The organism is uncultured Roseobacter sp., from assembly GCF_947501835.1.
GTDB lineage: Bacteria > Pseudomonadota > Alphaproteobacteria > Rhodobacterales > Rhodobacteraceae > Roseobacter.
In genome coordinates, this window is sequence record NZ_CANMXR010000002.1 from 432,601 (window position 1) to 450,113 (window position 17,513).

The window sequence follows — 17,513 nt, forward strand, 5'->3', positions numbered from 1 at the left end:
GATGGTTTAGCGGCACTCTGTCACTGGGGGCGAACCTCTGCAAGAGAGGGGATGAAAGACCCGCGCGAAGCCATTAGGTTAACGGCACGAGTCGCTCACAACATTGCTCCGGAGGACACTATGGGCTTGCGCATCAACGACACTGTGCCGAACTTAACGGTCGAAACAGACCACGGCACGATAGAATTGCACGATTGGATCGGCGACAGCTGGGCAATCCTGTTTTCACACCCCAAGGATTTTACGCCCGTGTGCACCACCGAATTCGGTGCCGTGGCGCAATTGGCCGACGAATGGGAAAAGCGCGGCACCAAGGTAATCGGCGTATCGGTGGACGGTGTCGAGGATCACAAGAAGTGGAAAGGGGACATCGAAACCTTTGGTGGCGCCAAGGCCGGGTTCCCGATCATCGCGGATGATGGTCTGGAAGTGTCCAAGGCCTTTGATATGCTACCTGCCGAGGCCTACATGCCCGATGGCCGGACGCCAGCCGACAGCGCGACGGTAAGGTCGGTGTTTATCATTGGCCCGGACAAGCAGCTGAAGCTCAGCATGACCTACCCGATGACCGTGGGCCGCAATTTTGCTGAAGTGCTCCGCGCTCTGGACGGGTTGCAGATGTCGATTGGCAAAGGGGTCGCGACCCCGGCGAATTGGAATGTCGGCGATGATGTGATCATCCCAGCCACCGTATCGGACGAGGATGCGACGGCGAAGTTTGGCTCGTTCAACAAGATCCTGCCCTATCTGCGCACGACCAAAGCGCCAGAATAGCGATTGGCGCGGGCGGTGCAGTCTGCACCGCCCGGCGTTTCAGGCCGCGCGTTTGGTTTTGCGCCGGGCGATTAACCCAAACGCACCAAGACCTGCAACCAACAGCGGCAACCCTGCGGGCAGCGGCACGGGGGCGGGCATTTGACCCTCCAGCGACGCGATCACGCGTCGGCCAAATTCTTCCTGCACAAACCCGGTTGGGTGCACGCTGTCCCCAAAGAAGAAGTTTTCGGCCTGCGGCAGGTCCAACCCGATGATATTGCCCGCGTCATCAGTGACATAGACACAGCTGATGCCCGCATTCGCCGTGAAGGACGGTGTGCAGGGTTCCGACACGTTGATGCCGTTGAGTGCGGATGTGGCAATGAAATCCTCAAGGAAGGCGGCCTGGTCGAAAACGCTGATCTGGATGTCTTCATCCAGCGTTTCGATCCCGGGCGCCACACCGGCAAGTGCCGCGGCCAAGGTCTCATTGAAGGCAAGTGAGGCCAATTTCGCAAAGGACGGATCGGCGGACAGGAATTCCAACTGGAGCGCTGCGGCGCGGATGTCATCCAACGGCGCGCCTGCCGTGATCAACGCGTCCAATTCCGCCTGTGCCGCGCCAATCCCCCAGGCGCCAAAGGCCGGGGTTTTGCTGATGTCGGCGAGGTTCACCACCAGAAAGTCGTCAAAGGCGTCATTGCCCGCATGTAGCTTGTTGATCCCCGACACGATCGAGCCAACCGTTTCCGACGCCAGCGCGCCGATGCCTGCCGCCACACGCCCGGGAATTTCCAGGGGGTCGGAGGTGTTCAAAGCCTCTGCAACCACGTTCGGCAGTTTCTGAAAGATGTCATTGGCGCCGAACAGAACGGAGACAAGCGGGTTGTCACCCGGATCAGGGACGGTGGCCTGTGCGACCTGAACCTGCCCATCAAACGTTGAGATCGCACGGAGCTGGGCCAGTTGAGCGTCTTGCGCTGGCGTGCGCGGTGCGGGAAAGAACCCCTCATAGGGTGTCGTGTTTTCTGCGCCTGCCGTTGCGCCACCCAAAGCAAAGTTTCGGGTGTCTTTACCCGCATCGTTGAACACGTCCGCAAGGTATTCGGTCCAGACGCGGCCCGATGAAAACCGGCCATCGAGGCTGGGTGGCGTAAGCTGCGGCAGCTTGTCGTCCTGGCTGAGGCTGTCGCCAAAGGCGTAGTAGCTGGTAAAGGCCTCCAACCCCGGATCCGCCGATGCGACTGAGGCCGTGCTGAGGCCGATGGCAATGACTAATGTTCTGATCATGTGAACTCCCCCTCTCACAAAACTTCGCAAACGATACGCGGCGAATCTGCCCGCCGCCTAGGGTGACGCAGGGTGAGCCTACCGCACTGACGTTGCGTCGCGCGGCAATTTACGAAAAAAAGCCCCGGTGTTTCCACCGGAGCTCATCGCTTGGAGGCGGCAGTTGCCTGCCAGACGGATTATTCTTCCGCCGGGGCCTCTTCTTTCTTGATCTCTTCGCCGGTTTCCTGGTCGACGACTTTCATCGACAGGCGCACCTTGCCGCGGTCATCAAAGCCCAGCAGTTTGACCTTCACTTCCTGTCCCTCTTTGAGGACGTCGGAAGGGTGGTTCAAACGGCGGTTTTCGATCTGGGATACGTGCACCAGACCGTCGCGCTTGCCAAAGAAGTTCACGAAGGCGCCGAAGTCGACGATTTTCACGACCGTACCGGTATAGACCATGCCCTCTTCGGGCTCGGCCACGATGGAGTGGATCATGTCGTAGGCTTTCTTGATCGAATCGCCGTTCGGGGACGCGATCTTGATGGTGCCTTCGTCGTTGATGTCCACTTTGGCGCCGGAAACCTCCACGATTTCGCGGATGACTTTACCACCGGAACCGATCACTTCGCGGATTTTATCCGTTGGGATCTGCATGGTTTCGATGCGGGGTGCGTGGATCGAGAAGTCCGCAGCACCGGTCAGCGCTTTATTCATCTCGCCCAGAATGTGCATCCGACCGTCCTTGGCCTGTGCCAGGGCTTTCTCCATGATCTCGGGCGTGATGCCTGCGATCTTGATGTCCATCTGCAAGCTCGTGATGCCGTTTTCGGTACCTGCAACCTTGAAGTCCATGTCGCCCAGGTGGTCTTCATCCCCCAGAATGTCCGACAGGATCGCGTAGGAACCGTCCTCTTCGAGGATCAGACCCATGGCCACACCGGCCACCGCCGATTTCAGCGGCACGCCCGCGTCCATCATCGACAAGGACCCACCGCAAACGGACGCCATGGAGGACGACCCGTTCGATTCGGTGATCTCGGAGACCACGCGCACGGTGTAGGGGAAGTCGGTGGCTGCTGGCAGCACCGCTTGCAGCGCGCGCCAAGCCAGTTTCCCGTGGCCAATCTCGCGGCGTCCGGGAGGGCCCACGCGACCCGCTTCACCAACCGAGTAGGGCGGGAAGTTGTAGTGCAGCAGGAAGTTGGATTTGAAGTTGCCGTGCAGCGCGTCGATGAATTGTTCATCGTCGCCGGTGCCCAGCGTGGTCACGACCAGTCCCTGCGTTTCACCGCGGGTGAACAGTGCAGAACCGTGGGTCCGTGGCAGCAGGCCTGTTTCACAGACGATGTCGCGGATTTCGTCGGTTTTCCGACCATCGATGCGCTTGCCGGTTTTCACCACGTCGCCGCGCAGGATGGAGGCCTCAAGACCCTTCATCGCGGAGCCGAGGTTGGGATCTTCCAACTGCTCTTCGGACAGGGCGGCGGTGATCGTTTCACGGGCCGCAGCAACGGCTGTCGTGCGTTCCTGCTTGTCCGAAATCGCGAAGGCTGCGCGCATCTCTGTCTCGCCTGCGGCTTTGACAGCAGCAGACAACTCAGAATAATCGGCAGGGGCGAAGTCAAACGGTTCTTTCGCGGCGTCTTCGGCCAGCGAAATGATCAGGTCGAGCACCGGCTGGATCGCATCATGCGCGAATTTCACCGCGCCGAGCATTTCGGCCTCGGACAGCTCATAGGCTTCGGATTCGACCATCATCACGGCGTCTTTGGTCCCGGCCACCACCAGATCAAGGCGCTGTTCAGGGTTCAGGCGCAGATCCTGCATGTCATCGACAGTTGGGTTCAGAACATATTCGCCGTCCTCGAAACCAACGCGTGCACCGGCAATCGGGCCCATGAAGGGCGCGCCGGAGATGGTCAGCGCCGCGGAGGCCGCAATCATCGCCACCATATCGGGGTCATTGACCAGATCGTGGGAAAGCACGGTGCACATCACCAGTACTTCGTTTTTGAAGCCGGGGACAAACAGCGGGCGGATCGGACGGTCGATCAGACGCGCGGTCAGGGTCTCTTTTTCAGTTGGGCGCGCTTCGCGCTTGAAAAAGCCACCCGGTACCTTACCGGCGGCGTAGTATTTTTCCTGATAGTGCACGGTCAGCGGAAAGAAATCCTGACCGGGTTTTTGTTTCTTGGCAAAGGTGACGTTTGCCATGACGCTGGTTTCGCCCAGCGTTGCAATCACCGACCCATCCGCCTGACGGGCCACTTTTCCAGTTTCCAGTGTGAGCGTCTCTTCGCCCCACGGCATCGATTTTTTCGTTTCGTTGAACATCTAGGTTCCTCAAGTTGGCCCATTGGCCATTTGCATAGGGGGCGTATTCCCCCTGACCTCGGTATCTTATTTATCTGGCGCTGAGGTCCGGGCGCCGGCTTTCAGATTGCGCGTACGTACACGAGAATGGGGGGCTTGGAAAGGGACGCTTTACGCAAGGTTCAGCCTTTGCGCCAAGGCCTTTGCGGTGGTTCTTTGTAGGAGGGCTGCGCGTCTGGAAAGAGCTCACCCGTCGCCATATCGGCATTGGCGCGGTCGAACCGTCGCATCCAGGGTTTCACCGGCGCAAAGTTCTGACCGCGCGTCCATACGAAATACCCCAGCGCCCCGCTGGCAGGGATGGGGTCGATGGCCTTGGGGTTCGACAGCAGCAGGCCTGCCTCGCCGCCAAACCATTCGCTGTCACTTTCGGTGATGATCTCGGTCACCTCAACCGTGCCGATGATTGCGCCGCGGATCAGCGTGTCCGGTCTGGGACAGGTCACGCCGTGCTGGGCCAACCGCCAATGCAGATAGCGGAACTCATCTTCTTTCAGGCCCGTGGCGGCATGGATGCAGATGCGGCCCGGCACCATCCGGCCCGCCCGGATCGATCCCAGCGACCGGTTCTCGACCACCTTGCCGCCGTGAATGATCGCCCAGGCGGAAGGCTGGCGCACGGAAAGTGCAAGACGCGGCAGATCACACATGCTTGGGAGATAGCGCCGCGCGGGTCGGCGTCACACTTCTTTTTCGCCCAGAATGCGGGAAAAAAGGCCAACGACAAAGGCGGTGGTCATGCCGAACATCAAAATACCGGTGACCGAAATCATCGCGCCCTTGATCCGGTACCCGGGGCTGAGCACCACGTCGCCGTAGCCCACGGTGGTATAGGTGACGAGGGAATAGTAAATCGGTGCTTCATATCCGGGTAATGCGCCGATCACCCAAAGCGAAAAGGCGCAGATGTAGATTTGCACCGTATGGGAGCCGAGCAGGACCAGAAACAGTAGGCAGACCGTCACGATCTGATAGCGCGTGCTCCTGTCTGGCGAGAAGTATTCATGGGTGCGCAGGTGACGGATCATCCTTGCGATGACAAGGATGTGCAGCATGGCGCAGATCAACAGCACCGCACTGCCAAGGACGATCTGGAAAAGCACAAGCATCGATGATCCCATGTTTTCAGTTGCGCGACCCGCATTGGTTTACGAGGTCATTTCGGGGAAGTCCAACGCTCTCAGATCTGGGCAAGGGCCGCCAGGACAACCACCATCATCATCGAGAGTGCCATGGCGATGTTGATCATGCGTTGGGTGCGTTGGCGCAGGTTCATGCGGCGCAGGGTGATGCCAAGCCAGAGCCATGTGAAGTGAATGGGAATCCAGATTGCATTCACAATCAGGAATTTCAGGGCGATTTCGACGGTCAGATTCTGGGCCCAGAAACCGAAACCGGTGAAGAGGGCGGTGTTGACGGCATAGGCTTTGGGGTTGATGGCCTGCAACATGATGCCACCGACAATGCCCGGCGGGCTTGCCCGTTCGATAAAGGCGATCCTGCTGCCCGCAAAGGCGATGCGAAAGGCAAGGTAGGTCAGATAGGCGATGGAGGCGGCAAAGAGGATGGTGCGCAGACGATCATCCGCCAGTATCGCGGCGGTCAACCCGCTGACGATGGCCACGCAGACGAGATTGGTGCCGATGAAGAGGCCCACAACGTAGCGTGTGCCGACACGCGCGCCAAAAGCCGCCCCCACACCTGCGGTGGAGAGGACGCCGGGCCCGGGTGTGATCATCAGGAAGAAGACGGCAGCGGCGAAGGTCAACATGGGCGGATCATAGGGTGGCGCCTGCCGCGGTAAAGGTCTGTTTGCATATGAAAAAACCACGCCGGATGGGGCGTGGTTTGCTCTCAAACTGAACCGGGTGCTGGACCGCAGGTTTGCCACGCAAACCCACTTGTCCGCACTCGGAGAAAATCGCGCTGCGATTTGTCTCCGGGATTATCTCCGGAGGCCCAGACGCTTGATGAGATCCTGATAGCGCGCTTCGTCCTTGGCTTTGGTGTAATCCAGAAGCTTACGACGGGTTGCGACCATCTTCAGCAGACCACGGCGACCGTGGTTGTCTTTCTTGTGCGTCTTGAAGTGCTCTGTCAGCGTCGCGATGCGCGAGCTTAGGATGGCAACCTGAACTTCGGGCGACCCTGTGTCACCTTCTTTGGTTGCGAATTCTTTCATGACGCGGGCTTTTTCTTCAGCAGTAATCGACATCGGGGTCTCCTTTTCAAAAGAGTTTCAGGAATGGCGCAGGCCGGGATGTCGTCCAGCACAGGCCCGTGGAGAAATCGCCAAAGACAATAGATTCCCGATGGCGATGCGCGCGTATAGACGCAGCACCGGGAAATGGCAAATGCTGAATTGTGAAATCCTGCGCTCAGACCGCGCGGCTTTGCGTCCGGAAGTTCGCCACTGCGGGCGCCAGACCAATGATGATGGCGGAGCTCAGCGGGATCAGCGTCAGATCGGCAACGCTCATCTCCGCATCGCCATATACTTCGGCCACGTTTTCGCCATTCATCGAAACCTGCATGACCTCCGGATCGTCTGGATCCGGTGCAACATCGACGTCGGGTTCGATGGTTCCTGCATCCGTATCGTCCCAAACCAGCATCAGGCTTTCTGTCTCGGCGGAGTAATCCAGGATTTCGGCACCCGATCTTTCAGTGATCCAGTCGGACAGGGAGAGGTCAAAGGCGTTTTCTTCCTCTAGTTCGTCCGGGATCGGATCCTGCAAAATCAAGGGCTGAACGTTAGTGGTGCCCGGTTCGGGCGCGGCGGGGCCTTCTGCTGTGTCGAATTCCGCCATGACCTCGTTCAGGATGTCGTCGCCCCATCCATCCGTTGTGGTGGAGGCCGGGGCAGCTTCTGGTTCAACGAATTCGGTTCCCGAGGCCAACAAACCGCCAGCGGCGTCGCTTTGCGTGTGAATCTCTTGCAGCATGTCGGTGGCACCATCAGCGTGGATTTCTTCTGCTTCGAGCACTTCGTCTTCCTCTTCGATTTCAGAAGACTTCAGACCCACGAAAGACGCCGCGCCGACACCGGCCAACCCCATCAAACCAGCCAACCACAGCATGACTCAACACCTTTTCTTCGCAACCCACACAACGCATTACACCGGCAATTTTGCCGACACTTGCGCACCCTTATGCGCTTTTTTAGGTGGAAATCCTCACCAACAGGTTAATGCCCGTCCGCAGCGATCCAGGGTTCGGGTTGTTTGGCGTATGGCAGATAGAGCGGATGGCGCGGGTGTCCCTTCTTGGTGAGACCCAGATGGAACATCTTAATTTCGGCCTGGCGCAGCAAGTGCGCGACCTGTTCCCCGCGCTGCCGATGGGCGCCATGCACCCCCCAGGCGGCGATGATCTGATCCGCCCATCGGGCCGCTGCGAGCAGGAGCTCATCGTTTTCCGGGCCAACCGGCGCCTTGGCGCGCCGCATGGCAAATGGATCCGTGTCGCGCCAGCCGAATATATTTGTGACCCGAAAGGCCCCAAACCCCAGATGCCGTGCGCGCCGCTCACACCGCTCCACCGTCGGGTCGTTCTTGATCTCATCCGCTTTCGACGGGTTGAGCATCACGAAATTCACGCGGGGTCCATTGCCGTCCCACACCCGGGTGAGGCTGTAGCGATAGGATCCGCAGTCTGAATAGACCGCTTCGGACCATTTTTCGGCGTCTTCATGGGTTCGGATCAGCATGCGCGGGTGATGCCAGCGCGGTCAATCCATGGCAAGAGCGCAAAAAAGGCCGCCCGGTCGGGGCGGCCTGTGTAGCAGTTTAGTCCGTGATTATCCCAGGGCGGCAACGCGCTTGCGGGGCAGGTCAAACACCTCGCCACGCAGTTCCAGCACGGCGGCGGCGACAAGCGCGTAGACCACGTGACCCCAGAGCGCCACCCAGGTGATGCCGGTGAAGCCGAGGAACGGTTTCATGCCTGCGACCAGATGCGCCATGCCGTAAAGGGCAAAGACCCATAGTGCCACGCCATAGACCGCCGCAGTGATGCTCCAGTGCAATTGCGGCAGAACCGCCCGTTGGATCGGCCGGGCAATGGCGAAATATCCGATGACATAGAAGAGCAGGCCCGTGACCGTGTGCAGCAGGTAGGCCGCGCCGGAAGGTGCAGCGCCAAAGACGGATTTCAGCGTGGCACCGGCAAGGCCAACGGGGGCCAGTTTGGCGTAGCCAAAGAGCGGGCTGAGCGCTTGGCCAAAGGTATCGAATGCGATGGTGGCAAAGGCGCCGGCGGTTAGGATCGAGAGCAGTGTGCGTTGCATGTCGGTATCTCCATGTTGGATCAGAAGTTTGCGTCTGACCCCGATATGGCAGTGCGCGCCTGCGATGTGCAGTCTCCTCACACAGGGCTTACCGAGAGGCTGATTTTCGTAATAATTTCTGTAATAAACACCGAAATCTGCTGACATCGGCGCGAGGTTTGCGACAGATTGTAATATTCGGAACCGATCAGTTCTTTATGTTCAGCACACGTGTCGGGTGCAGCTCGCCGGATTTGTAGCGCCCGATGGCCAAGGCCTGCCCTTCGTAGGAGGCCCAGCACTCCTCGCCGTAGTCCACATCCGTCGCCAGAACCATGCCGGGATTGCCATTGCGCAGGCGCGTGGCTCCTTCTGGCGTGGCCTTGACCTCGGCCATGTCGACAAAGGCCTCTTCGACGGGACGCAGGTGGCCGTCGAGCGCCGAAGTGCGGGCGATTTCTTCAATCTGTTCCAGCGTGATGCCGTCGTCGGCCTCGAAGGGGCCGGACCAGATGCGCCGCAATGCGCGTACATGGCCATAGCATCCAAGCGCGTTCCCCAGATCGCGGGCGATGGACCGCACATAGCCGCCCTTGCCGCAGGTCAGCTCCAGGGTCACGTGATCTTCATCCGGTCGGTCGATCAACAGCAGGCTGTCGACATAGAGCGGGCGAGCGGCAATCTCCATGGTCTCGCCATCACGGGCCCGTTTGTAGGCACGTTCGCCGTCGATCTTCACGGCGGAAAACTGCGGCGGCACTTGCTCGATGTCGCCAATGAATGTGCTCAGAACCGCTTTGATTTCCTCGTCGGTGGGCCGCAGATCGCTGGTAGCTATGACCTCACCCTCAGCGTCATCTGTATTGGTCGCCTGACCAAGCCGGACGATAAATTCATAGGCTTTGAGGGCATCGGTTATGTAGGGCACGGTTTTTGTGGCCTCCCCAAGGGCCACGGCCAGAACCCCCGTCGCATCGGGGTCAAGGGTACCTGCGTGACCCGCTTTCTTGGCATCCAGCGCCCAACGCACCTTGTTGACCACCGCCGTGGAGGTCAGCCCGGCGGGTTTGTCCACCACCAGCCAGCCGGAAATCTCTCTGCCATTGCGTCTGCGTCCCATGGTGTCCTCATTGGTTCTGCGACAGGCCCCATAGCGAGCGAATGCCTGCGGGGCCAGAGGTTTTTCGCGCCTCTGCAGTCTTTCGCCGCGATCGTTTCGTGTTTCGCCTATTCCGACGGGGCGACAACGCCGACGATTGGGCCCAGCCGGAACCCGATGTCATTGCGGTTCAGGTCCGGCGCATATAGCCGCGAGATATTGCCGTCGAAGTAGAGCGCATTCGGCGTTTTCAGCTGGTCCCGGAAAAGCCGCGCAAAATCGTAGAAATTCACCGGCGCGTCGGAGATGGCAAAGACCACCCGCTGCCCGTCCGCAGAGGTGCCGACGCCGTTGCGAATGAATTTCGAGGTGCCATCGGCCAGAAACCGGGGATGCAGCGCCCCGTCGATCACCAGCATCGGGCCGGATTGGGTGGCATCCTCGCAGGCAGGTGCGTCGCGCACATACTCAGATGTCTCAAACACGTCCGCACGGCCCTCGCGCAGACAGAAGACACCGTTCGGCAGCAACCCGAAGTTGCCCGGCCCGGCACTTTCGATCACGCGCATGACTTCCTCGCCATCTTCGAGGTAGTGACCAACGGGTGCGCGGTCTTCGTGATACATGCCCGCATTCATGGCAAAGCTCAGCTGTTTGCCCTCCGGCGCCAGCGCGCGGTCGATGGCAAGAAAGTGCCCCAGAACCGCGCCCGTTTCATCGTAGAGAAACAGTTGCAGATCCTCTTGCGCGGCATCCACCTCGCACACAGTGTATTGCGTGTCGTCGAAAGTGATGGACTGGCACTCAACGGCCGCGGCGGTCTGCGCCATGACGGCAAAAGCCCCAGCCAACGCCAAGCGCATCATTCCGGCCCGCGCTCCTCGGACGCATCGTTGCCCGTATCACGCCGCACGTCCTCGCGGTTGAGCATTTCGCGCGTCTCATCCATCCGGTCGAAAGTTTCGTCGAGCTGGAAGCGCAGATCGGGGGCAAATTTCAGCGACAGCTTCTTGGAAACAACGCGCCGCAGCTCGCCCTTGTTGCGTGCCAGCAGCCCGATCACCTCATCCCGGCCCTGTCCACCCAGAGGCAGCACGTAGGCGGTCGCAATCCGCAAATCGGGCGAGGTGCGCACTTCGCCCACCGTGATCGACAAACGGTTCAGCTCCGGGTCGTGCACATCGCCGCGTGCCAGCACATCAGAGAGGGCACGCCGGATCAGCTCTCCAACTCTGAGTTGTCTTTGTGAGGGGCCTGCGCCCTCGTGAAACTTGTTCTTTCCCATAGAGGTCATCTAAGCGGTCATCGTCCCTTTGCCAAGCAAGTGCTGCCGCGATAAGCAGGGCGGGTTCAGCGGAAAACGGAGCATGGCATGAGCAAGTCGATGGGAATGGTGGTGACAGGCGTTTCCGGCCGCATGGGCCAGATGTTGGTCGAGACCATCGCGGCTTCGGCGCGCGCGCATCTGATCGGGGCCGTTGAGCGATCTGGTCACGCTTGGCTGGGGCGCGATTTGGGCGCGGCGATGGGGGGCGCTGAGACCGGCGTGAAGGTGGTTGAGAACATCGCCGAGGTGCTCGGCGACGCTGACGTCGTGATCGATTTCACGGCACCTGCAGCCACGATTGCGTTTTCCAGAGCCGCAGCGCAGGCCAATGTGGCGCATGTAATCGGAACGACGGGCATGACCGCAGATGAGATTGCGGAGCTGCCCCCTGCTTCGGAGGGTGCGCTGATCGTGCGGGCCGGGAACATGAGCCTGGGTGTCAACCTTCTGGTGCAATTGACCAAAAAGGTGGCTGCGGCGCTGGACGCAGATTACGACATCGAAGTGATCGAGGCGCACCACAACCAAAAGGTCGATGCGCCCTCAGGCACCGCGTTGATGCTGGGTGAAGCCGCCGCCGAAGGCCGCGGTGTTGTGCTGGAGGATGTCTCGGACCGTGCGCGCGATGGGATTACCGGTGCGCGCAGGCGCGGTGAGATCGGATTTGCGGCCATCCGAGGTGGCGACATCGTGGGGGAGCACGACGTGATGTTTGCCGCAGCGGGTGAGCGCATCACCCTGCGGCATGTGGCCTCGGATCGGTCGGTGTTTGCGCGCGGCGCTTTGAAGGCCGCGCTTTGGACGCAGGGCAAAGCGCCGGGGCATTATGACATGCTCGATGTGCTGGGGCTGTCTGAGCAATAATTTGCTGGTGGCAGGCATTGTTTTTGAACCAAATGGGTCTGCGCCACGTATCTTTTTCAAAGCACATATGCGGAGCCTGTGAAGATGCGCCTTACTTTCTTGATGACTGCGAGTATCGCCCTTGTGATCGGGACGTCTGCGGCGGCTGAATTCACCAAGGTGGACAGCGAGGCGCAGTTTGTGTCGCTGATTTCAGGTAAAGAGCTGCGGCGCCCTTTTGTTAAGCTGGAAGTATCCCCCGAAGGCGAGATTTCCGGTATCGGCGCGGCCTGGGCTGTGTCGGGGAATTGGACGTGGCGCGAGGGGTATTTCTGTCGCGACCTCTTTTGGGGCGGCGATGCCTTGGGGTATAACTGCCAGGAAGTTCAGGCCAAGGACAACCGCATCAAATTCACATCTGACAAAGGCGCTGGCGATTCCGCTGAATTTCGCCTGAAGTGATTTAACGCAATCTTGATCCAAAGGAACGCGCTGCGCGCGTACACGATACGCCCGTTCCGGGCATTGGCGTTTGTTGCAACGGACGCGTTTCAGAAATCTACGGCCAGTCCCTTTTTTTCCCAATCACCATAGCGCACAGGCTCCGGCCCATCGCGCCCGCCAAGCTCGGGTGGCAGATCCAGCGCTTTGGCCTTTTTGCGGCGTTCTTCTGCTTCAGCCAATGCGCGCTGCGCCGCTGGGGGCAGTTGGGGCGGCTCATGGTTTTCTGCGTCGTCAGCCATTTGGTCACTTTCCGATGGGTCTGCCCTTGATATACGCCGCACATTGGCGCAGACAACCCGCCACCACCAAAGGAGCCACTGAGATGTCCGACACCGGCGTTCCGGCACGCAGAAGCGCCGTTTACCTGCTTGACCAGATATTGGGCGAGGGGCGGCTGATGTCGGAGCTGATGGGAGCGGGGGTTCTCGACAAGTTACCCGTGGAGGACCGCGCGCGGGCCGCGCGACTGGCTCAGGATACATTGCGTGGTCTGGAGCGTGCAGATCGGCTTTTGCAAAAACATCTCAACAAATATCCACCCCTGACCGTGCGCAATGCACTGCGTGTTGGCACGGTGGAGCTTTGCCAGGGCGCGGCGGCGCATGGTGTTGTGAATGCGATGGTTGAACTGGTGTCGCGTCACAATCGGTTGGGTCATCTGAAGGGGCTGACAAACGCGGTTTTGCGCAAAATCGCGGCGGATGGACCCGACGCCTGGAACGCGCTGCGGTCGCCAAGACTGCCCAAGTGGCTGCGCGGGCCGTTGGTTCAGGCCTGGGGGCCAGAGGCGATGACGGCGATGGAAGCCGCGCATTTTGCCGGTGCGCCTTTGGATTTAACTGCCAAAAACGATGTGGCGGCGGTTGCGGCGGCGACAGGTGGTACGGTTCTGCCCACAGGGTCGGTGCGGATCAAGGACGCCGGGCAGGTGTCAGCCATGCCTGGATTTGCTACGGGAGAGTGGTGGGTGCAGGACGCGGCGGCGGCTTTGCCGGTTCAGATCCTTGCGCCGCAAGCGGGTGAAAGCGTGCTGGATCTCTGCGCCGCACCGGGTGGCAAGACGATGCAACTGGCCGCCGCTGGTGCCGATGTCACCGCCGTTGACGATTCTGCGGGCCGGATGGCACGGTTGAGAGACAACCTTGCGCGCACCGGCCTCAAGGCGCGCTTGGTCGTCGAGGACGCGCGTGAGGCGACCGGTCAATATGACGCCATTCTGCTCGATGCGCCCTGTTCTGCGACGGGCACGATCCGGCGCCATCCGGATTTGCCCCATGCCAAAGACGGCTCGGAGTTCGCGGATCTGATCGACCTGCAGGCGCAATTGATCGATCACGCGTGGTCCCTGCTGAAACCGGGTGGGCGCATGGTCTTTTGCACCTGTTCGCTGCTGCCGGATGAAGGTGAAGTGCAGGTGGATGAGGCCCTGGCGCGCCATGCGGATATGCAGACCGACGAAGCAGCGCTCGACCGCCCCGGCGTCGACGCGGCATGGCGCACAACCGAAGGCGGGTTGCGGCTGCGGCCTGACTTGTGGCCTGTTCTCGGCGGTATGGATGGCTTTTACATGGTGTGTTTGCGCAAGACCGCATGAAGGTAATGCTCTGCAGCGGGCAAAATCTGACGACATCAAATATATTCCGGTGACTCGCTCAACCTGTCGCGCTAACATGCCGCAAAGCGCCGTCAGAGCGCGCCCAGGCAGAGACCCACATGTCCGAAACCAGAAGTTTTGCCGCCCGCAAGGTGCATTTTCTAAACCGCTGGCACGCTGCGCGTGCGGGCCGGATGCGCGCGCAGGCTGTGGGGTTCGTATCCTCACCAGAACCCCGCACAATCGGGAGCTTCGCCAAGGGGCGGCAACTGCTGGCGGGAAATTTTCTCTTTGCCGGTCACCTCTTGGAGCACAAAGACATTGACCTCTGGGACCTGCCTGCCCCCAACGTTGACTATGAACAGGAAATTCATGGCTTTGCCTGGCTGGACGATCTGGCCGCAGTGGGAGACCTGCCCGCAAGGGCGGCGGCGCGGCGCTGGTTGTGGGGCTGGATTGACCGCTACGGGCGTGGGCGCGGTGCGGGCTGGACGCCGGATCTGACGGGACGGCGGCTCATCCGCTGGATCAACCACGCGCTCTTCATGCTGCAGGGCAATGACGCCCCCGACAGCGATGTATTTTACCGCAGCCTGCATCAGCAGACCCATTTTCTGGCCAAACGCTGGCATGGCGCGGCAAGCGGATTGCCCCGGTTCGAGGCCTTGACGGGTCTGATTTACGCGGGGTTGTCGCTGGAAGGGATGGAGACAGTGGCGATGCCGGCGGTGAATGCGCTGGCCCGGGAATGCAGCACGCAGATCGATCATCAGGGTGGTCTGCCGACGCGCAACCCCGAAGAATTACTGGACGTTTTTACCTTGCTGACATGGGCGGCGGCGGCACTGTCAGATGCGGGGCATGCCACGCCCGAGGAACATCTGGAGGCCATTGAACGGATTGCGCCAACGCTGCGCACATTGCGCCACGCCGATGGTGCGCTGGCGCGGTTCCATGGGGGCGGGCGCGGTCCTGAAGGGTGGCTGGATCACGCGCTGGCGCAGGCAAAGGTCAAGACCCGGCAGCCGGATGGGTTGTCGATGGGGTTTGCGCGGCTCTCTGCCGGGCGGACCAGCGTCATCATCGATGCCAGCAAGCCGCCCAAAGGCCGCGCGTCCTATAATGCCCATGCATCGACCCTCGCGCTGGAACTGACCTCGGGGCGTCGGCCGCTCGTGGTCAACTGCGGCTCGGGCCGGTCATTCGGGCCGGAGTGGCGCCGTGCCGGGCGGGCCACACCGTCGCATTCGACGCTGTCGCTGGATGGCTATTCCAGCGCGCGTTTGGGGGATGTGGACCGGGCCACCGGGCGCGAGGAATTGATCGAGGCGCCCACGAAAGTGCCCATCGAGATTGGCCATGTCAGTGACGGGTTGCGGTTTCAGGGCGGGCACAACGGATTTGCCAGTACCCATGGGTTGACCCATGCACGCACGCTGGAGATGACATTCGACGGCCGCGCGATGGCCGGGGAAGATATGCTGCTGGCGCTTGATGATGGCGAGAAACGCCGGTTCGATCTGGCGCTGGATGCGACGCAGCTGCAGGGGATCGCCTTTGACATCAGGTTCCATCTGCACCCGGAGGTGGATGCGACGCTTGATCTGGGCGGGGCGGCGGTGTCCATGGCCTTGAAAAGTGGTGAGATCTGGGTGTTTCGCCACGATGGTGGGCAAAATCTGACCCTGCAGCCGTCGGTTTATCTGGAAACCGGGCGATTGAAGCCGCGCGGTGCAAATCAGATTGTCCTTTCGGGTAAGGCTATGTCATACGCCACGCGTGTCCGCTGGTCCTTGTCCAAGGCGCAGGAAACTGCGATTGGCGTGCGGGATCTGAGCCAGGATACGCCTGATCTGACCGAATAGCCTTAAAGGACCTGACACCCATGACCGACCTCGCTCCGCTGCGCCGCGCACTTCTTTCTGTGTCCGACAAGACGGGGCTGGTGGACTTCGGCCAGGCTCTGGCGGCGCGTGGGGTGGAGCTGCTCTCCACTGGCGGGACCGCGAAAGCGCTGCGCGATGCCGGGCTGGAGGTGCGTGACGTCGCCGACGTGACCGGATTTCCGGAAATGATGGACGGGCGCGTGAAGACCCTGCACCCGGTGGTGCATGGCGGGTTGCTGGCGCTGCGCGACAATGATGATCACGTGGCAGCCATGCAGGCGCATGACATCGGGCCCATCGATCTGGTGGTGGTGAACCTCTATCCGTTTGAGGCCACCTTAGCAAAGGGCGCGCCCTATGCTGAAATGATCGAGAACATCGATATTGGCGGGCCTGCAATGATCCGGTCGGCGGCGAAGAACCACGGGTTTGTCACGGTGGTCGTGGATGTGGAGGATTATGGCGCCGTGCTGGACGAGCTGGCCGCACAGGACGGGCAGACGACATATGCGTTGCGTCAGCGGTTGGCGCAGACGGCCTATGCGCGCACCGCAGCCTATGACACGGCGGTTAGCACATGGATGGCGGGTGAGGTGGACGGCACACCGCGGCGCCGGACCTTTGGCGGTGCCTTGGCGCAATCGCTGCGCTACGGCGAAAACCCGCATCAGCAGGCGGCGTTTTACACCGATGGGTCGGCACGGCCCGGTGTCGCAACCGCCATGCAGCATCAGGGCAAGGAGCTGAGCTACAACAACATCAACGACACCGATGCGGCGTTTGAGCTGGTCAGTGAATTCGATCCTGCGCAGGGTCCGGCCTGTGCGATCATCAAACACGCGAACCCTTGCGGAGTGGCGCGAGGCGCGACGCTGGCCGAGGCCTACACGCGGGCGTTTGACTGCGACCGCACCTCGGCCTTTGGCGGGATCATCGCGTTGAACCAGCCCCTGGACGCAGCCACTGCCGAAGAGATCACCGGCATCTTTACAGAAGTGGTGATCGCGCCCGGCGCGGATGCCGGTGCAATGGATATTTTTAGCCAGAAGAAGAACCTACGTCTGCTGACAACCGATGGCCTGGCAGACCCTGCGACGGCGGCATTGGCGGTGCGGCAGGTGTCGGGCGGCTATCTGGTGCAGGACAAGGATGTGGGGCGCGTCGCCATGGATGATCTGAAGGTTGTCACGAAACGGCAGCCGTCGGATCAGGAAATGGCGGATCTGCTTTTTGCCTGGACGGTGGCGAAACACGTGAAATCCAACGCGATCATCTACGTCAAGGACGGCGCGACCGTCGGTGTTGGCGCCGGACAGATGAGCCGCGTGGACAGTACGCGCATTGCCGCGCGCAAGGCGCAGGATATGGCCGAGGCGATGGGTCTGCCTGCCCCCCTGACGCAGGGGTCGGTCGTGGCATCGGATGCATTTTTCCCGTTCGCAGACGGGTTGATCACGGCGGCGGAGGCCGGGGCCACGGCGCTGATCCAGCCCGGTGGCTCAATGCGGGACGATGATGTGATTGCGGCGGCGGATGACGCCGGGCTCGCCATGGTTTTCAACGGCATGCGCCATTTCCGGCACTGAGAAA

At 60.8% G+C, this 17,513-nt stretch carries 19 protein-coding genes; 6 read left to right on the forward strand and 13 right to left on the reverse strand.

The window, feature by feature from the left end; genetic code table 11:
• The first annotated feature begins 120 nt into the window (after positions 1-120).
• Positions 121-774: a peroxiredoxin gene (locus Q1A20_RS06030; RefSeq protein ID WP_299400948.1), complete on the forward strand. Its 654-nt coding sequence runs from the start codon at positions 121-123 to the stop codon at positions 772-774.
• Positions 775-813: 39 nt separating this feature from the next.
• On the opposite strand, the gene Q1A20_RS06035 is transcribed toward Q1A20_RS06030, so the two are convergent.
• The 12 genes from Q1A20_RS06035 to rbfA all read right to left on the reverse strand — a co-directional run bounded on the left by Q1A20_RS06035 (position 814) and on the right by rbfA (position 11,054).
• The gene (locus Q1A20_RS06035) at positions 814-2,046 is read right to left on the reverse strand and encodes an SGNH/GDSL hydrolase family protein (protein WP_299400945.1); all 1,233 of its coding nucleotides are present in this window, start codon (positions 2,044-2,046) and stop codon (positions 814-816) included.
• Between the two features lie 179 nt (positions 2,047-2,225).
• Entirely contained in the window at positions 2,226-4,364 is a 2,139-nt protein-coding gene (pnp, locus tag Q1A20_RS06040; RefSeq protein WP_299400942.1) for a polyribonucleotide nucleotidyltransferase, read from the reverse strand.
• 161 nt (positions 4,365-4,525) lie between these two features.
• Complete coding sequence (locus tag Q1A20_RS06045) at positions 4,526-5,053, reverse strand: hypothetical protein (RefSeq protein ID WP_299916361.1); 528 nt, start codon at positions 5,051-5,053, stop codon at positions 4,526-4,528.
• Positions 5,054-5,083: 30 nt separating this feature from the next.
• Positions 5,084-5,512 carry an ion channel gene (locus Q1A20_RS06050; RefSeq protein WP_299916363.1) on the reverse strand — a complete coding sequence of 143 codons (429 nt, stop codon included), beginning with the start codon at positions 5,510-5,512 and terminating at the stop codon, positions 5,084-5,086.
• A gap of 71 nt (positions 5,513-5,583) precedes the next feature.
• Positions 5,584-6,174 carry a LysE family transporter gene (locus Q1A20_RS06055; RefSeq protein WP_299400934.1) on the reverse strand — a complete coding sequence of 197 codons (591 nt, stop codon included), beginning with the start codon at positions 6,172-6,174 and terminating at the stop codon, positions 5,584-5,586.
• Between the two features lie 174 nt (positions 6,175-6,348).
• On the reverse strand, positions 6,349-6,618 hold the full coding sequence (gene rpsO, locus Q1A20_RS06060) for a 30S ribosomal protein S15 (RefSeq protein WP_011566963.1): 270 nt from the start codon (positions 6,616-6,618) through the stop codon (positions 6,349-6,351).
• A gap of 163 nt (positions 6,619-6,781) precedes the next feature.
• Positions 6,782-7,483, reverse strand: a complete 702-nt coding sequence (locus Q1A20_RS06065; RefSeq protein WP_299400931.1) for a hypothetical protein — start codon at positions 7,481-7,483, stop codon at positions 6,782-6,784.
• Positions 7,484-7,590: 107 nt separating this feature from the next.
• Positions 7,591-8,112 carry a DUF1643 domain-containing protein gene (locus Q1A20_RS06070; RefSeq protein WP_299916366.1) on the reverse strand — a complete coding sequence of 174 codons (522 nt, stop codon included), beginning with the start codon at positions 8,110-8,112 and terminating at the stop codon, positions 7,591-7,593.
• Between the two features lie 90 nt (positions 8,113-8,202).
• A complete protein-coding gene (locus Q1A20_RS06075; protein WP_298968452.1) occupies positions 8,203-8,691 on the reverse strand; it encodes a hypothetical protein in 489 nt (162 codons plus the stop codon).
• 187 nt (positions 8,692-8,878) lie between these two features.
• Positions 8,879-9,790 (reverse strand): tRNA pseudouridine(55) synthase TruB, encoded by a 912-nt coding sequence (truB, locus tag Q1A20_RS06080; protein WP_299400929.1) that lies wholly within the window; start codon positions 9,788-9,790, stop codon positions 8,879-8,881.
• Between the two features lie 107 nt (positions 9,791-9,897).
• Positions 9,898-10,632 (reverse strand): phosphodiester glycosidase family protein, encoded by a 735-nt coding sequence (locus Q1A20_RS06085; RefSeq protein ID WP_299916512.1) that lies wholly within the window; start codon positions 10,630-10,632, stop codon positions 9,898-9,900.
• Positions 10,632-11,054 carry a 30S ribosome-binding factor RbfA gene (gene rbfA / locus Q1A20_RS06090; protein ID WP_298968448.1) on the reverse strand — a complete coding sequence of 141 codons (423 nt, stop codon included), beginning with the start codon at positions 11,052-11,054 and terminating at the stop codon, positions 10,632-10,634. The genes Q1A20_RS06085 and rbfA overlap by 1 nt, the downstream gene beginning before the upstream one ends.
• A gap of 87 nt (positions 11,055-11,141) precedes the next feature.
• Between rbfA and dapB the strand changes: the two genes are divergently transcribed.
• Together dapB and Q1A20_RS06100 are read left to right on the forward strand one after the other, a co-directional pair.
• Positions 11,142-11,960 carry a 4-hydroxy-tetrahydrodipicolinate reductase gene (gene dapB, locus Q1A20_RS06095; RefSeq protein ID WP_299916368.1) on the forward strand — a complete coding sequence of 273 codons (819 nt, stop codon included), beginning with the start codon at positions 11,142-11,144 and terminating at the stop codon, positions 11,958-11,960.
• 84 nt (positions 11,961-12,044) lie between these two features.
• Complete coding sequence (locus Q1A20_RS06100; RefSeq protein WP_299735573.1) at positions 12,045-12,401, forward strand: dihydrodipicolinate reductase; 357 nt, start codon at positions 12,045-12,047, stop codon at positions 12,399-12,401.
• Positions 12,402-12,490: 89 nt separating this feature from the next.
• On the opposite strand, the gene Q1A20_RS06105 is transcribed toward Q1A20_RS06100, so the two are convergent.
• Positions 12,491-12,682, reverse strand: coding sequence for a DUF1674 domain-containing protein (locus Q1A20_RS06105; RefSeq protein WP_298968442.1), 192 nt, complete (start codon positions 12,680-12,682; stop codon positions 12,491-12,493).
• An 83-nt stretch (positions 12,683-12,765) separates the two neighbouring features.
• Between Q1A20_RS06105 and Q1A20_RS06110 the strand changes: the two genes are divergently transcribed.
• From Q1A20_RS06110 to purH, 3 genes are all read left to right on the forward strand, one after another.
• Positions 12,766-14,037, forward strand: a complete 1,272-nt coding sequence (locus tag Q1A20_RS06110) for a transcription antitermination factor NusB (protein WP_299916370.1) — start codon at positions 12,766-12,768, stop codon at positions 14,035-14,037.
• 119 nt (positions 14,038-14,156) lie between these two features.
• Positions 14,157-15,902, forward strand: coding sequence for a heparinase II/III family protein (locus tag Q1A20_RS06115; RefSeq protein WP_299501035.1), 1,746 nt, complete (start codon positions 14,157-14,159; stop codon positions 15,900-15,902).
• Between the two features lie 20 nt (positions 15,903-15,922).
• Positions 15,923-17,509, forward strand: coding sequence for a bifunctional phosphoribosylaminoimidazolecarboxamide formyltransferase/IMP cyclohydrolase (purH, locus tag Q1A20_RS06120; protein ID WP_299916371.1), 1,587 nt, complete (start codon positions 15,923-15,925; stop codon positions 17,507-17,509).
• The last annotated feature ends 4 nt before the right edge of the window (positions 17,510-17,513 follow it).

What these genes read in the sequence shown, in the direction of transcription:
- Q1A20_RS06065 (WP_299400931.1), bottom strand. Translation starts at nt 7,483, where the DNA reads ATGCTGTGGTTGGCTGGTTTGATGGGGTTGGCCGGTGTCGGCGCGGCG.
- rpsO (WP_011566963.1), bottom strand. Translation starts at nt 6,618, where the DNA reads ATGTCGATTACTGCTGAAGAAAAAGCCCGCGTCATGAAAGAATTCGCA.
- Q1A20_RS06100 (WP_299735573.1), top strand. Translation starts at nt 12,045, where the DNA reads ATGCGCCTTACTTTCTTGATGACTGCGAGTATCGCCCTTGTGATCGGG.
- Q1A20_RS06050 (WP_299916363.1), bottom strand. Translation starts at nt 5,512, where the DNA reads ATGCTTGTGCTTTTCCAGATCGTCCTTGGCAGTGCGGTGCTGTTGATC.
- Q1A20_RS06075 (WP_298968452.1), bottom strand. Translation starts at nt 8,691, where the DNA reads ATGCAACGCACACTGCTCTCGATCCTAACCGCCGGCGCCTTTGCCACC.
- Q1A20_RS06115 (WP_299501035.1), top strand. Translation starts at nt 14,157, where the DNA reads ATGTCCGAAACCAGAAGTTTTGCCGCCCGCAAGGTGCATTTTCTAAAC.
- Q1A20_RS06085 (WP_299916512.1), bottom strand. Translation starts at nt 10,632, where the DNA reads ATGCGCTTGGCGTTGGCTGGGGCTTTTGCCGTCATGGCGCAGACCGCC.
- purH (WP_299916371.1), top strand. Translation starts at nt 15,923, where the DNA reads ATGACCGACCTCGCTCCGCTGCGCCGCGCACTTCTTTCTGTGTCCGAC.
- pnp (WP_299400942.1), bottom strand. Translation starts at nt 4,364, where the DNA reads ATGTTCAACGAAACGAAAAAATCGATGCCGTGGGGCGAAGAGACGCTC.
- rbfA (WP_298968448.1), bottom strand. Translation starts at nt 11,054, where the DNA reads ATGGGAAAGAACAAGTTTCACGAGGGCGCAGGCCCCTCACAAAGACAA.
- Q1A20_RS06045 (WP_299916361.1), bottom strand. Translation starts at nt 5,053, where the DNA reads ATGTGTGATCTGCCGCGTCTTGCACTTTCCGTGCGCCAGCCTTCCGCC.
- dapB (WP_299916368.1), top strand. Translation starts at nt 11,142, where the DNA reads ATGAGCAAGTCGATGGGAATGGTGGTGACAGGCGTTTCCGGCCGCATG.
- Q1A20_RS06070 (WP_299916366.1), bottom strand. Translation starts at nt 8,112, where the DNA reads ATGCTGATCCGAACCCATGAAGACGCCGAAAAATGGTCCGAAGCGGTC.
- Q1A20_RS06035 (WP_299400945.1), bottom strand. Translation starts at nt 2,046, where the DNA reads ATGATCAGAACATTAGTCATTGCCATCGGCCTCAGCACGGCCTCAGTC.
- Q1A20_RS06055 (WP_299400934.1), bottom strand. Translation starts at nt 6,174, where the DNA reads ATGTTGACCTTCGCCGCTGCCGTCTTCTTCCTGATGATCACACCCGGG.
- Q1A20_RS06105 (WP_298968442.1), bottom strand. Translation starts at nt 12,682, where the DNA reads ATGGCTGACGACGCAGAAAACCATGAGCCGCCCCAACTGCCCCCAGCG.
- Q1A20_RS06030 (WP_299400948.1), top strand. Translation starts at nt 121, where the DNA reads ATGGGCTTGCGCATCAACGACACTGTGCCGAACTTAACGGTCGAAACA.
- Q1A20_RS06110 (WP_299916370.1), top strand. Translation starts at nt 12,766, where the DNA reads ATGTCCGACACCGGCGTTCCGGCACGCAGAAGCGCCGTTTACCTGCTT.
- truB (WP_299400929.1), bottom strand. Translation starts at nt 9,790, where the DNA reads ATGGGACGCAGACGCAATGGCAGAGAGATTTCCGGCTGGCTGGTGGTG.